Here is a 12,580-nt window from a genome sequence, read left to right as displayed (position 1 = left end):
CAAGCGTGGTCACTTGCGTCGCACCGATCGAGCCTACACTGGGGTACCTGCCCCCGAAAGCCGAGGACACGATGACGCCGATGCGCTGGCTGTGGATCCCCACGTTCGCCCTGTGTGCCGCGAGCGCTGCGTCCGCGCGCGACGCCGCCGCGGACACGCGCGACCTGCTGCGCGTCGAAGCCGAACTCTGCCGAGCCTTCGAGAGCGGCGACGCAGCGACCGCGCGCAAGGATCTCGACGAAACGTTCACGCTCACCGATTCGCACGGTGGCGTGACCGACCGGACGCAGAACCTCGACGAGATCGCGCGGCGCGAGCCGCGCTACGAGGTGTTCCGCAACCGCGAGCAGAAGGTGCGCCTGTACGGCGACGCGGCAATCGTGACCGGCATCACCGAGGTCAAGGGCATCTCCGGCACGGACGCATTCGCGGCCGACTTCCAGTTCACCGACACCTGGGTGCGGCGCGACGGCCGCTGGAAGCTCGCCGCGAGTCATGCGAGCCGCCTGCAGAAGTGATCGCCGCGACCGTGCCGCAGCGGTCAAAGGTCGAGCATCGGCTTGAATCCACCCCAGAACATGCGCATGCCGTCGAACGGCATGTCCTTCGGGTCCATCTTGAGCCGCGGGTCGGACATCACCTTCTTGTTCACGCGATCGCGTTCGCGTCGCGAGGCGTAGACGATCCACGAAAACACGACGACCTCGTCCGGCTTGAGTTTGACCGCTTGCGGGAACGACGTGACCTTGCCCGCCTTGACGTCGTCGGCGACGCATTCGACGTAGTGCAGGGCGCCGTGCTCGCGCCAGACCTTGCCGGCCTTGCGCGCGAGGCGGCGATAGGCGGTGAGCTTGTTCTTCGGCACGGGGACGACGAAACCATCGACGTAGGACATGACGGACTCCTCTGGGGTGGGCGGCGACGATGGCCGCACTTTCCCGACGAAGCAGGAGCCCGCCGATCGACAAGCGACCGGACGAGCGTCGGCGTCCGTTAAGATTCGCCGCGGGGAGGACGCCGATCCGACGATCCCGCCGACGCGCCCGCGCCGGCGCGCCCGACTGCAACCCAGTCCATCGGAGACGCGACGATGTCGATCGAAATGAAAATCCTGGCGTGGTCCATCGTGCTCGGCCTCGTGCACGTCCTGGTCGCGGCGAGCCTGTCGACCGCGCAGCGCGGATTGCTGTGGAACATTGGGCCGCGCGACGGCGTGCCCGCCCCACTGACCGGACTGGCCGGACGCCTCGATCGTGCCTCGCGCAATTTCCTCGAGACGTTCGTGTTCTTCGCCGCGGCCGTGCTCATGCTCGCGTTCCTGCAGAAGGGCAACGAGCACACCATGCTCGGCGCGCAGATCTGGTTCTGGGCGCGCGTCGCCTACCTTCCGGCCTATGCGATCGGCATTCCGTTCCTGCGCACCGCGGTATGGGCGGTCGCGCTGGTCGGCCTGGTCATGGTCGTGTCCGCGCTGTTCTGAGCGCGGACGTTCGTCAGTCGGCGCGGTGCGCCTCGGAAGTACCGAGCACTTCGGGATGGGAGATCCGTTGCGGGCGCTGCAGCAACGGGTGGACGAACACCGCGCCGAGGATGATCGCGGCACCGCAGTAGAACGTCGGTGTGAGCTCGTGCTGCTCGCCGAGCAGGATCGCCGCGAACACGATCGCGTAGACCGGCTCGAGGTTCGTCGCCAGTTGCGCGGCGAACGCGCTCATGTGGCGCAACGCGACCAGGGCGAGCGTGAACGGCAGCAGGGTGCAGGCGAGCGCGAGCACGAGCAGCAGGCCGGTGTCGCGCAGGCCGGGCAGCGCGAACGGGTTGCCGGCGAGCACCGGGAACACGTGGGGCAATACCGGCGTCAGCAGCGTGAGCGCGGCGACGCCGGCACCGAGTTCGAGGCCGGTCACGGCGAGCGCGTCGGCGTGTTCGACCAGGCGCTTGTTGAGCGAACCGAACAGGGCGACGAACAGCGCCGACAGCGCGCCGACCGCGATGCCGACGCGCATCGAGCCTGGTACGCCGCCGACGACGAGCGCGACGCCGGGCAGCACCGCGACGCCGAGCAGCAGTTCGCGCAGCGAGAACTTGCGGCCCGCGAGCTTCGGTTCGACCAGCGCGGTGAACGGCGTCGCGAGCGCGATGCAGGTCGCGCCGACCGACGCGTTGGCGAGCTTGATCGACCCGTAGAACGTAAGCCAGTGCAGCGCGACGAGCACGCCGACGCCGGCGTAGGCGGCGAGCAGGCGCGGCGTCAGTGCGCGCAGGCCGCGCCAGACGCGCGGCAGCAGCGCGAGCGCCGCGACGACGACCAGCATGCGCCACCAGACCAGCGCAAGTGCGTCGAGCGTTATGAGCTTGCCGAGGATCGCGGTGAAACCCCAGAGCAGCACGCAGAAATGGATCTGCAGCTGCGCCTTCGTCGTGGGAGACAGCGTGGTCACGTCTTGGGAGAATGCGGAGGGGAGTCGCATCTTAGGGCGTCGCCCGGGCGCGTCAATCGAATTTTCCACCACGGGGGTCGCATGGACATGCGCATCGAACTCAATGGCCGTCCGGTCGACGTCGACGGCCTGCGTGTGCTCGCGCTGGTCAACTACGGCCACTTCAGCTCGATGCAGGTGCAGGATGGTGGTGTGCGTGGCCTCGACCTGCACCTGGAGCGCCTGCGGCGCGCGACGCACGAGCTGTTCTCGACCGCACTCGACGTCGATGCGACGCGCGCATGGATGCGCCAGGCCGTCGCCGGCGCGCGTGGCGCGCTGTCGCTGCGCGTGACCGTGTTCTCGCGCGCGCTCGATCGAGATCACCTGCTAGAGCCGGCCGCGCCCGACGTGCTCGTCGCGACCGCGCCCGCGCGCACGCTCGCTCCCACGCCGCTGCACGTGCGCAGCGTGCGCTACCAGCGCGAAGCGCCGCACATCAAGCACGTCGGAACGTTCGGCCTGTACCACCAGAAGCGGCTCGCGCAGGCGGCCGGCTACGACGATGCGTTGTTCGTCGACGCCAGCGGGGCGGTCGCGGAAGGCTCGATCTGGAACGTCGGCTTCCTCGACGACGAGCGCGTCGTCTGGCCGGACGCGCCCGCCTTGCAGGGCATCTCGATGCAACTGCTGCAGGACGGGTTGCGCAAGCGCGGCGTGCCGACGGAGGTGCGCAGGATCGACCTCGACGGGCTGCGCGCATTCCGCGCAGCGTTCTTCACCAACACCTCGTGCACGGTCATGCCGATCGCCAGCATCGACGGCACCCCGTTCGCGACCGGTGCCGAACCCCGCGCGCTGCTCGATGCTTGCATGGCCGTGCACCCGTGGCAGCCGATCTGACCACGGGAACCCTCGTCGCCGGATGCGGTCGAGGAGGCTGGTCGATCGGCGGGGTCCATGGCGATGCGAAGGATGATGATGGCGGCGGCGGCCGCAGGGGTTGCACGCACGACGCTCGCGGTAGCGCTCGAACCGGCCGGCATCGTGGACGCGATCCACTACCCGCCGGCCGTGTTCGCGCCCGGTACGATCTCCGGACCCGCGCACGATTCGGCGCCTGCGTTCACGCCCGATGGCGCGACCGTCTACTTCACGCGCAGTAACGCCGCGCAATCGACGATCTACGTCTCGCGCAAGCAGGGCGAGCGCTGGTCGGAACCTGGCGTTGCGTCGTTCTCGGGCGAGTGGAACGACATGGAGCCCGCGTTCGCGCCGGACGGTTCCTGGATCGTGTTCGTGTCGAACCGGCCGGCGAAGCCCGGCGGAGTGCCGATCGAGGCGAGCTACAACGGCGGTACGCAGAAGGGTGGCAATCTCTGGCGCGTCGAACGCAAGGGCAGCGGCTGGAGCGAGCCGGTGCGATTGCCCGATGCGGTGAATCCGAATCCGTCGACGTTCGCGCCGAGCGTCGCTGGCGACGGCAGCCTCTGGTTCATGACGCCCGACGCGACGAGCGGCAAGTTCCGCCTGTATCGCTCGCAGTTCCGCGATGGCCGCTACGAGGCGGCCAAGCCGTTGCCGTTCAGCGACGGCAGCGTGACCGACGTCGACCCTGCGGTGGCGCCCGACGAGTCGTTCGTCGTTTTCGGTTCCGGTCGCAGGCCGAAGGTCGGCATCGACCTGTTCATCGCGTTCCGCGACGGCGACGGCTGGGGCGAACCGGTCTGGCTCGGCGACAGGGTCAACAGCAGCGGTTCGGACGCGGAGCCGCGTCTGGGGGCCGATCACGCGACGCTGTATTTCAGCAGTGAGCGCGTCGTCCCGGTCGCGTTCCCGCGAACGCGCGCGCAGGCGGACGCCGACACCGCGCGCATGCTCGCCTGGGACGACGGAAACTACAACATCTGGTCGGTATCGCTGCAACCGTGGTTCGCGGCGAAACCGCCTTCGAAACGATCAGAACCGTGACAGCAGCGCCATCGCCGCGGCAGGGTTGCGTTCCTTGGCCGCGCTGATGAAATAGACGAACACGTCGCGCGAGACCGCGGACGGCAATGGCGCCGCGACGCGCGGCAGGTCCGCCGGATCGCCGCCCGCGGCCCACGCACGCGCCCGCTCGGCCCACGCATCGAGCGCGGCAGGTGCATAGCCCGTCGCGTTCGCGCTTTCGCTGCGCATGAGCCGCGCGTACACGAAGTCGCCGGTGACATCGGCGAACGACGGGTACTTCGGCGAGTCGGTGAACACGCTGGCGACGCCGTGCGCGCGTGCGAGCGCGAGGTAGTCGTCGCACAGGAACGAGGCGTGGCGCACCTCGAGCACGTGGCGCAGCGGACGGCCGTCGAGCTCGCGCGGCAGCAGGTCGAGGAACGCGGCGAAATCGTCGCGCTCGAACGCCTTGTCCGGGGTGAACTGCCAGTTGATCGGGCCGAGCCGATCGCCGAGTTCGGCCAGGCCGCCATGGACGAACGCATCGACGGTCTTGCCCCCGTCGGCGAGCACGCGGCGGTCGGTGCTGAAGCGTGGCGCCTTCAGCGAGAACACGAAGCCGTCGGGCGTCTCGCTGCGCCACTTCGCGTAGGTCGCCGGCTTCTGCGCGCCGTAGTAGGTGCCGTTGATCTCGATCGCGTTGACCTGCCGGCTCGCGTACTCGAGCTCGCGTCGTTGCACGAGTCCGGCCGGGTAGAAGTTGTTGCGCCACGGCGCGTAGGTCCAGCCACCGATGCCGACACGGACGGGTGCGTTCGCGGCGGGGTTCGCGAACAGGTCGGAAGAGGGTGCGTTCATCGCATCGTGATCGTCGGCGGCGGCACGCTATGATGGCAGCGCAGGCAAGCCGATGCCACGGCGGCGGAGGAACATGCAGATGCCATCCGCGGGACGCAGGTTCGCGCTCGTCGTCGCGACGATCGCATGGTCGACGCTGGTGCTCCAGTACGTGCTGCTGATCGTCGCGACCTGGAGCGACATCGGGCCTTGGCTCGGCACGCTGCGCTACGTCAGCTTCTTCACGATCCTGAGCAACTTCGCCGTCGCCTTGACGACGAGCGCGGCCTGGCGCGGCGGAGCCGCCGCCTGGCAGCGGTTCTTCGGCAGCGCGCGCGTGCAGGGCGGCACCGCGCTCTGCATCGCGATCGTCTGCGCGATCTACCATTTCCTGCTCGCCTCGACCTGGTCGCCGCACGGCCTGCAACTCGTCGCGGACATTGCATTGCACTACGTCGTGCCGGTGCTCTACGTCGGCTGGTGGGTCGCCTGCGTGCCGCATCGACGGCTGCAATGGATGGACCCGTTGCTCGTGCTGCTGTTCCCGGCCGTGTTCTTCGGCTGGAGCCTGCTGCGCGGCGCATGGTTGCACGAGTATCCGTATCCGTTCATCGACGTCGATGCACTCGGCATCGCGGTCGTGTTGCGCAACGCCGCTGCGATCGCTGTGCTGTTCGTCGCCGCGGGACTGCTCGTCGTCGCTTTCGATCGCCTCGCGCCGCGCGCGGCTGCGGAGTCGTCGCGCGTTCGGGCAGAATAGCTGCCTGCGGCACGACGCGACCAGGCGATGGCAGACAACGCGCTACCCCACGTACTCGTCATCGGCGGCGGTTTCGGCGGATTGTGGGCGACGCGCGCGCTCGCTTCGGCGCCCGTGCGCGTGACGCTCGTCGATCGCACGAACCACCACCTGTTCCAGCCGCTGCTCTACCAGGTCGCGATGGCCGGCCTGTCGTCGCCCGACATCGCCGCACCGTTGCGTCACATCCTGCGCCGCCAGCACAACGTGGTCGTGCGCATGGACGTCGCACGCGGGATCGACGTCGAGCATCGTCGCGTCCGCTTCGACGGCGGCTCGCTCGACTACGACTATCTCGTCGTCGCGAGCGGCGCGCGCCATGCGTATTTCGGCCACGACGAATGGGCGCGCCATGCGCCGGGATTGAAGACGCTCGACGACGCCTTGCACATCCGCCGCCACATGCTGGAGGCGTTCGAGGCGGCCGAGCGCGCCGTCGATCCGCGCGCGCAGGCCGAGTGGCTCGACTTCGTCATCATCGGCGGCGGCCCGACCGGCGTCGAGCTCGCGGGCACGCTCGCGGAGATCGCGCGCCATACGTTGCCGCGCGAATTCCGCCACAGCGACCCGCGCCGTTCGAAGATCCATCTCGTCGAAGCCGGCCCGCGCGTGCTCGCGTCGATGCCGCCGTCGCTGTCGGACCGCGCACGGCGGCAGCTCGAACGGCTCGGCGTGAGCGTGCACCTCGGCAAGCCGGTGACCGCGATCGACGAACGCGGCGTGGACCTCGGCGACGAACGTATCGACGCGCGCACCGTGCTGTGGGCAGCGGGTGTCGCCGCGTCGCCGCTCGGCGCGCAACTCGGCGGCGACCGCGATCGCGCCGGCCGCGTGCGCGTCGCGGAGGACCTTTCGCTGCCCGCGCATCCGGAAGTCTTCGTGGTCGGCGACCTCGCCGCCGTGGCGCAGGACGGCAAGCCGGTGCCCGGCGTCGCGCCGGCGGCGAAGCAGATGGGCGCGCATGCGGCGGCGATGATCCGCGAGCGGATCGCGGGCGGTGCGACGCGCGCGTTCCACTACCGCGACTACGGCAACCTCGCCACGATCGGGCGCATGGCGGCGGTCGTCGACCTCGGTCGACTGCGTTTCTCGGGCGCGCTTGCCTGGTTCTTCTGGCTGTGGGCGCACGTGTTCTTCCTGATCGGCTTCCGCAACCGTCTCGTCGTCATGGCGGAGTGGATCTGGTCGTACGTCACCTACCAGCGCCACGCGCGGATCATCATCGGTCGCCGCGACGAGTCGTGAACAAGCGAAGGGCAAGAGATTTGAAGCACGAAGGCCACGATGGAAGAGCTTCCTGTCTGATAGCTCTTCCTCCGCGTGCTCTGTGTGCTCCGTGTTTCAAGTTTTCCTCCTGATTTTGCGTTTCCTTCGTGTCTTTCGTGTCCTTCGTGTTTCAATCTTCCAGGCTTCTGGTTTCGGATCTTCCAGCCTCTAGGCTTCCGCGCCCCAAGGATCGTATTCGCCGAACCACCAGAGGTGGCCTTCGGGGTCGCGGCAGGAATAGCCGGCGCCACCGTAGTCCTTGTGTTCGAGTTCGTCGACGATGATCGCGCCGGCCGCCTTCGCGCGGGCGTAGTGCGCCGCGCAGTCGGAGACGATCACGCACGGGCATTGCGTCTCGCGTCCGCCGATCTCGTCCGGTTGCGCGATACGTTCGCCCCAGGCGCTGCGGTTCGCGACCGAGCCGAGCATGACCATGCCGTTGCCGAACACGAGCTGGGCGTGGTGGATGACATCGCCGTCGGCGTGCACGGCATGCTTCTCGAAGCCGAACGCGCGGCACAGCCATTCGATCGCGGCGGGCGCGTCGCGGTAGCGCAGGCTCGGGATGATCGTCGAGGTCGTATTCGCGGCGAGCGTCGTCATGGCGGCTCCGGTCGATGGCTGGGTCGGCAGCGTAGCGTCGCGGTTCGCGTGCGTCTTGTAGATTTCGGAACGCGTCAGGCGAGTTCGACGTGGTTGACGTACGCACCGCGCCGCGCGACGTAGGCCGCGGGCGTCATGCCGGAGAATGCGCGGAACTCGTGAGCAAGGTGGGGCTGGTCGTGGAAACCGCAGTCCGCGGCGACGCGTGCCCAGTCGACGCCACCGCAGCGCTGCGCTTCGGTGACGACGCGACGGAAGCGCTGCAGGCGCAGGTATTCCTTCGTGCCGACGCCGACCTGCTCGCGGAACAACGTGCCGAGGCGGCGCGCCGAGACGCCGCAGTCGGCGGCGAGGCGCGCGACGAGCGGCAGGCTCGGTGCGCGCTCGATCGTCGCGAGCGCTTGCGACACCGCGGGGTGCAGCGTCGCTCCGATGCAGCCGCGCAGCAGCCAGCGCGCGAGCACGCCCAATCGTTCGCGCGCGTCCACCGCGTGCAACAGGCGATCGCGCAGCGCACGGGTGGTCGACCCGAGCAGATCCTCGAGCGCGAGGTGGCGGTTGCCGAGCACGTCCATGCGCTCGCGCAGCAGCACGCGCGCACCGCCAGGGCGGAACGCGACACCCATGACCGCGACCTGTTCGCGCGTGTCGATGACGAAGCTGCGCGTGAACTGGCCGCTGTAGGCCGATCCCGCGAGCCGTTCGCAATGGTGGCCGCCGTCGTCGTCGTAGACGCGCGTTTCGTCCTCGAGCAGGTTGAGGATCAGCGCCGAACCGGGTTGCGGCAGGATGCGCTCGAAACGCAGCTCGCCCGGTTCGACGCGCCAGTCCCAGATCCGCTCGATCGACGGATGCAACGGCGGCGGCGGTACGAAGGTGACGAAGGCCATGCGGCGGCTCCTCGATGCAGCGCCGAGCCTACACCGCGCACGCCGTGGCGAAAACACGTATCGTGCGATTTCGCGGCAGCCGCCGCGGTGGATCGCTACGAGGAACCATGGCAGTGAATGTCGTGCACAACGCGGCGCAGCGCCGCTTCGAGGCCGTCGTCGACGGCGTTTCGTGCGTACTCGAATACGGTCTGCACGATGGCGTGATGACGATCACCCATACCGGCGTACCGGCGCAGGTCGGCGGCCGCGGCATCGCGGGCGCGCTCGTGTCGGCCGCGTTCGACACCGCGCGTAGGGAAGGCTGGCGCGTGGTGCCGGCATGCTCCTACGCCGCCGCGTGGATCCAGCGCCATCCCGACTACGCCGACCTCGTCAACCGCGGGTAGCGACGGTCGCACCGAGCTTGCGCCCGAGTTCGATCTGCTGTCGGCGCGTGGACGACCCTTCGACGAAACGCGTAGCGAGCAACGGCGTGATCGCGTCATACAGCGCGCGAGCTTCCTCGCGGTTGCCGCGCGCGACGAGCACGTCGGCGAGCTGCAGTTTCGCGTCGATGGTCGAGTTGGCCTGCGGTCCGGCGCTACCTGACAGGATTTCGACGGCGCGGCGCAATTCCGACTCCGCTTCGCCGAGGCGACCGCGATCGCGTTGGACGAGGCCGCGCAGGCGGGCGATCGCGCCATGGCGCGCGTGCGTCGGCGGATACAGTTCGGCGAACGCGGCGGATGACTGGTCGAGGTAGCTCATCGCCTCGTCGTAGTGGTGGCTGCGGCGCATCCAGTCGCCCAGATGGGCGAGCCGGCGCGCGCGTTCGATGCGCAGGTCCATCGAGTCCGCGTTGCCTTCCACCGGCATGTCGAGCATCACGCGCGCGGCGTCGAGCTTGCCGTTGAGCATGAGGCTGCGGCCGAGGTTCTGCCGGTAGATCGGCAGGCGCGGATCGTCCGCTTCGACCGACTGCTTGAGCGCGTTGTCGAGCACTTCGCGGAACATCGCGAGCGATGTCGTGGTGTCGCCCGCCTGTTCGAGCAGGCTCGCGAGGTTGTTGAGGCCGATCGCGTACGACGGCGTCTGCTCCTGGTGGTTCGCGCGCATGAGGTCGACGTTTTGCTGCAGCAGCGCGGTCGCCTCGACGATACGACCCTGCAGTTGGATCGCCTGTGCCAGGTTGTTGCGCGCGGTCACCGCCCAGGCGCTGCCCGGATCGAGTGTGCGCAGGCGCGTCTCGAGCATCTCGTGCAGCAGGCGCTCGCCGTCGGCGTAACGTCCCTGCTGTTCGTACACCTCGGTGAGAAAACCCTTCGCCTGGATCACTTCGTCGGCGTCGTCGGGCAGGCGCTTGCGCATCGTCTCGATGCTGCGCAGCGCGTCGCGCTCGGCGTCGTCGAAACGGCCGCTGCGCATCTCGGCTTCGGCGAGCGCGTACAGGCACTGCGCGTAGCTGACGCTGTCGGAGCCCTCCGCGGCGGCCGCGTAGTCGATCGCGCGTCGCGCGCTGGCGATACCGCCCTGCGCGTCGCCGTTGCGCGCCTGCGAAAGGCCGAGCGTGGAAAGGATGTCGGCGGCGAGCCTGCGGTCTTCCGGCGCGACCGTTCCGAGCGTGGCGATCGCCTCGCGCAAGACCGGCTCCGCCGAAGCCGGGCGTTCGGCGAGGTTCATCGCGTAGCCCTGGTCGGACAGGTACGCGGCGCGCTGGCGCGGCGTGCCGTGCGTGCGTTCGAGTTCGGCCGCGCGCGACAGGCTATCGGCCGCGTCGTCGGGCAGGCCGAGTTCGAGGTAGATCTTGCCGAGCGCGCCGAGCAGGCGCGCGCGTTGCTGCGGCGCGTCGGCGAGGCGTGCGTCGATCTCGCGGCGGCCGCGGTCGACGAGGTCGCGCGGTGCGATCGGGCGCGTGCCGGTTTCCTCGGGCGAAGCCGAGCGGAACAGCGCGACGAGGTAGTCGACCACGCTGTTCGCGGTCGCCGACTGCTGTTGCGCGAGCGCCTCCGCGCGCAGCGCGCGGTCGCGCTCGTTGGCGAGGCGCCAGGTGAACCATGCGGCGAGCGCGATCGCGGCGATGCCGGCGGCGGTCGCGAGGCGGTGCCGGCTCACGAACTTGGCGAGGCGATAGTGCAGGCGGTCCGGCGCCGCGTGCACGGGGCGGCCACGCAGGAAGCGCGTGACGTCGTCGGCGAGCGCGGACGCGGACACGTATCGCCGCTCCGGTTCGACGTGCGTCGCCTTGGCGACAATGAGGTCGAGTTCGGGTGGCAGGCGACGCTTGGCGACGCGGCTCGGCGGCGGCAGCCGGCCGGTGTCGTCGCGACCCGGCACGCTGTCGCTGATCGTCTCGTAGAGCAGCAGCCCGAGTCCGTGCACGTCCGTCGCCGTGCTCACCGGGTGGCCTTTGCGCTGTTCCGGGCTGGCGTAGGCGGGCGTGAACCAGGGCAGGCCGGTCTGCTGCGCGGTGCCGCCGGTTTCGCCGAGCAGCTTGGCGATGCCGAAGTCGAGCAGCACCGGTTCGCCGTCGCCGCGCACGAGCACGTTGGCGGGCTTGAGGTCGCGATGGATGACCAGGCGCTGGTGCGCGTACTGCACCGCGCCGCAGATCTTCGCCAGTAGCTGCAGGCGCTCGCGCAGCGGCAGGTCGTGCGAACGGCAGAACTCGTTGAGCGGTACGCCGTCGACGTACTCCATCACGAGATAGGGCTGGCCGTCGGCGGTAGTGCCGCCGTCGAGCAGGCGCGCGATGTGCGGATGGCTGAGGTCGGCGAGGATCTGCCGTTCGCGGCGCATGCGTTCGGTCGACTCTCGCGTCGGCAAGCCGCGCAACAGCTTGATCGCGACGCGCTGGTCGAAATGCTGGTCGACGCGCTCGGCGAGGAACACCGTGCCCATGCCGCCGCTGCCGATCTCGCCGGTGAGGCGGTACGGCCCGAGCTGGCGGCCGCTGGTCGGCGTCGACATGACGCGCGCGGCCGCTTCGCGCAGCTGGCGCGTGATGCCGTCTTCGCCGACGTCCTCGGCGGCGACGAGCGCGAGTGCTTCCGCGCGCAGGTCCGGATCGGGTTCGACGTCGGCAAGCCAGGCTTCCCGCGTGCCCGCGGGTCGCGCGAGCAGGCCTTCGAACAGGATCTGCAGGCGTTCCCAGCGCGGGTCGCTCATGCGGCGAGCTTCTGCTTCAGCCACGCGCGCGCGAAGCGCAGCTCGCGGTCGACGGTCGGCACCGACACGCCGATCACTTCGGCGATCTCCTCGCGCTTGAGGCCGAGCAGGTAGTTGAGTTCGATCACCTCGCACTTGCGCGCATCGAGTTCGCGCAGCGCCGCGAGCGCCTCCTCGAGCGCGAATGCTTCGCCCTGCGCGTCCGTGTCCGGGGCCTCGTCGGCGGCCGACAGCGTCACGTGCACCTCGCCGCCGCCGCGCCGCTCGGCGCCGCGCGCGCGCGCGGCATCGACGAGGATGCGGCGCATCGCGACGCTGACCACGCCGTAGAAGTGGCGCCGGTCCTGCCACGCGACGTCCGCGTTCATGAGGCGCAGGAACAGTTCGTGCGCGAGTTCGGTCGGCTGCAGGGTCATGCGCCCGCCGAACTGGCGCAGGTGCTTGCCGGCGATCGCGCGCACCTGCGCGTAGACGAGTTCGGTGAGGCGTTCGGCCGCGGCGGCATCGCCGTCGTTCCATGCGTGCAGCAGGCGCGTCACCGCCTGCTGGTCCTGTCCGTCGTTCGCTGCGTAGGGTTCGTTCATGCGCCTGTCCGCACGTCGCCTGCGGCCGATGATAGGAAATCTTCCGCCCTCCCGTACTGATCCGGTGGATGCCGATGCATGCCGGCGAACCGCCGGACGAAG

The 12,580-nt window shown here is 69.4% G+C and carries 14 protein-coding genes; 7 read left to right on the top strand and 7 right to left on the bottom strand.

Features of this window, described 5'->3' with window-relative positions:
* Positions 1-71: 71 nt before the first annotated feature.
* Entirely contained in the window at positions 72-518 is a 447-nt protein-coding gene (locus tag FHW12_RS02525) for a nuclear transport factor 2 family protein (RefSeq protein WP_259392801.1), read from the top strand.
* Positions 519-541: 23 nt separating this feature from the next.
* Here the strand turns inward: FHW12_RS02525 and FHW12_RS02520 are convergent, their stop codons facing one another.
* A complete protein-coding gene (locus FHW12_RS02520) occupies positions 542-895 on the bottom strand; it encodes a DUF1428 domain-containing protein (RefSeq protein ID WP_182529413.1) in 354 nt (117 codons plus the stop codon).
* A gap of 207 nt (positions 896-1,102) precedes the next feature.
* Between FHW12_RS02520 and FHW12_RS02515 the strand changes: the two genes are divergently transcribed.
* The gene (locus FHW12_RS02515) at positions 1,103-1,480 is read left to right on the top strand and encodes an MAPEG family protein (RefSeq protein ID WP_310735116.1); all 378 of its coding nucleotides are present in this window, start codon (positions 1,103-1,105) and stop codon (positions 1,478-1,480) included.
* 13 nt (positions 1,481-1,493) lie between these two features.
* Here the strand turns inward: FHW12_RS02515 and FHW12_RS02510 are convergent, their stop codons facing one another.
* A complete protein-coding gene (locus FHW12_RS02510) occupies positions 1,494-2,471 on the bottom strand; it encodes a DMT family transporter (RefSeq protein WP_182529411.1) in 978 nt (325 codons plus the stop codon).
* Between the two features lie 51 nt (positions 2,472-2,522).
* Between FHW12_RS02510 and FHW12_RS02505 the strand changes: the two genes are divergently transcribed.
* Together FHW12_RS02505 and FHW12_RS02500 are read left to right on the top strand one after the other, a co-directional pair.
* Positions 2,523-3,323 (top strand): aminotransferase class IV family protein, encoded by an 801-nt coding sequence (locus FHW12_RS02505; RefSeq protein WP_182529410.1) that lies wholly within the window; start codon positions 2,523-2,525, stop codon positions 3,321-3,323.
* Between the two features lie 57 nt (positions 3,324-3,380).
* Complete coding sequence (locus FHW12_RS02500; RefSeq protein ID WP_182529409.1) at positions 3,381-4,391, top strand: PD40 domain-containing protein; 1,011 nt, start codon at positions 3,381-3,383, stop codon at positions 4,389-4,391.
* On the opposite strand, the gene FHW12_RS02495 is transcribed toward FHW12_RS02500, so the two are convergent.
* On the bottom strand, positions 4,380-5,210 hold the full coding sequence (locus FHW12_RS02495) for a DUF72 domain-containing protein (RefSeq protein ID WP_182529408.1): 831 nt from the start codon (positions 5,208-5,210) through the stop codon (positions 4,380-4,382). The two genes, FHW12_RS02500 and FHW12_RS02495, sit on opposite strands and share 12 nt — an antisense overlap.
* Positions 5,211-5,283: 73 nt before the next feature.
* Between FHW12_RS02495 and FHW12_RS02490 the strand changes: the two genes are divergently transcribed.
* A complete protein-coding gene (locus FHW12_RS02490) occupies positions 5,284-5,949 on the top strand; it encodes a Pr6Pr family membrane protein (protein WP_182529407.1) in 666 nt (221 codons plus the stop codon).
* A 27-nt stretch (positions 5,950-5,976) separates the two neighbouring features.
* A complete protein-coding gene (locus FHW12_RS02485) occupies positions 5,977-7,233 on the top strand; it encodes an NAD(P)/FAD-dependent oxidoreductase (protein WP_182529406.1) in 1,257 nt (418 codons plus the stop codon).
* A gap of 189 nt (positions 7,234-7,422) precedes the next feature.
* Here FHW12_RS02485 and FHW12_RS02480 read toward each other — a convergent pair whose 3' ends face one another.
* Positions 7,423-7,857, bottom strand: coding sequence for a VOC family protein (locus FHW12_RS02480; RefSeq protein WP_182529405.1), 435 nt, complete (start codon positions 7,855-7,857; stop codon positions 7,423-7,425).
* A 74-nt stretch (positions 7,858-7,931) separates the two neighbouring features.
* The gene (locus FHW12_RS02475; RefSeq protein WP_182529404.1) at positions 7,932-8,747 is read right to left on the bottom strand and encodes a helix-turn-helix domain-containing protein; all 816 of its coding nucleotides are present in this window, start codon (positions 8,745-8,747) and stop codon (positions 7,932-7,934) included.
* A gap of 107 nt (positions 8,748-8,854) precedes the next feature.
* On the opposite strand from FHW12_RS02475, the gene FHW12_RS02470 reads away from it, so the two are divergent.
* On the top strand, positions 8,855-9,136 hold the full coding sequence (locus FHW12_RS02470) for a GNAT family N-acetyltransferase (RefSeq protein WP_182529403.1): 282 nt from the start codon (positions 8,855-8,857) through the stop codon (positions 9,134-9,136).
* Here FHW12_RS02470 and FHW12_RS02465 read toward each other — a convergent pair.
* A complete protein-coding gene (locus tag FHW12_RS02465) occupies positions 9,123-11,894 on the bottom strand; it encodes a serine/threonine-protein kinase (RefSeq protein ID WP_182529402.1) in 2,772 nt (923 codons plus the stop codon). The two genes, FHW12_RS02470 and FHW12_RS02465, sit on opposite strands and share 14 nt — an antisense overlap.
* A complete protein-coding gene (locus tag FHW12_RS02460; protein WP_182529401.1) occupies positions 11,891-12,478 on the bottom strand; it encodes an ECF-type sigma factor in 588 nt (195 codons plus the stop codon). Before FHW12_RS02460 ends, FHW12_RS02465 begins: the two co-directional genes overlap by 4 nt.
* Positions 12,479-12,580: the final 102 nt, after the last annotated feature.

It is taken from the genome of Dokdonella fugitiva, from assembly GCF_014138265.1.
Classification (GTDB): Bacteria; Pseudomonadota; Gammaproteobacteria; order Xanthomonadales; family Rhodanobacteraceae; genus Dokdonella_A; species Dokdonella_A fugitiva_A.
Note: the sequence above shows the minus strand (reverse complement) of the source record. Positions and strands in the feature narration are given on the sequence as shown.

What these genes read in the sequence shown, in the direction of transcription:
- FHW12_RS02525 (WP_259392801.1), top strand. Translation starts at nt 72, where the DNA reads ATGACGCCGATGCGCTGGCTGTGGATCCCCACGTTCGCCCTGTGTGCC.
- FHW12_RS02520 (WP_182529413.1), bottom strand. Translation starts at nt 895, where the DNA reads ATGTCCTACGTCGATGGTTTCGTCGTCCCCGTGCCGAAGAACAAGCTC.
- FHW12_RS02515 (WP_310735116.1), top strand. Translation starts at nt 1,103, where the DNA reads ATGAAAATCCTGGCGTGGTCCATCGTGCTCGGCCTCGTGCACGTCCTG.
- FHW12_RS02510 (WP_182529411.1), bottom strand. Translation starts at nt 2,471, where the DNA reads ATGCGACTCCCCTCCGCATTCTCCCAAGACGTGACCACGCTGTCTCCC.
- FHW12_RS02505 (WP_182529410.1), top strand. Translation starts at nt 2,523, where the DNA reads ATGGACATGCGCATCGAACTCAATGGCCGTCCGGTCGACGTCGACGGC.
- FHW12_RS02500 (WP_182529409.1), top strand. Translation starts at nt 3,381, where the DNA reads ATGGCGATGCGAAGGATGATGATGGCGGCGGCGGCCGCAGGGGTTGCA.
- FHW12_RS02495 (WP_182529408.1), bottom strand. Translation starts at nt 5,210, where the DNA reads ATGAACGCACCCTCTTCCGACCTGTTCGCGAACCCCGCCGCGAACGCA.
- FHW12_RS02490 (WP_182529407.1), top strand. Translation starts at nt 5,284, where the DNA reads ATGCAGATGCCATCCGCGGGACGCAGGTTCGCGCTCGTCGTCGCGACG.
- FHW12_RS02485 (WP_182529406.1), top strand. Translation starts at nt 5,977, where the DNA reads ATGGCAGACAACGCGCTACCCCACGTACTCGTCATCGGCGGCGGTTTC.
- FHW12_RS02480 (WP_182529405.1), bottom strand. Translation starts at nt 7,857, where the DNA reads ATGACGACGCTCGCCGCGAATACGACCTCGACGATCATCCCGAGCCTG.
- FHW12_RS02475 (WP_182529404.1), bottom strand. Translation starts at nt 8,747, where the DNA reads ATGGCCTTCGTCACCTTCGTACCGCCGCCGCCGTTGCATCCGTCGATC.
- FHW12_RS02470 (WP_182529403.1), top strand. Translation starts at nt 8,855, where the DNA reads ATGGCAGTGAATGTCGTGCACAACGCGGCGCAGCGCCGCTTCGAGGCC.
- FHW12_RS02465 (WP_182529402.1), bottom strand. Translation starts at nt 11,894, where the DNA reads ATGAGCGACCCGCGCTGGGAACGCCTGCAGATCCTGTTCGAAGGCCTG.
- FHW12_RS02460 (WP_182529401.1), bottom strand. Translation starts at nt 12,478, where the DNA reads ATGAACGAACCCTACGCAGCGAACGACGGACAGGACCAGCAGGCGGTG.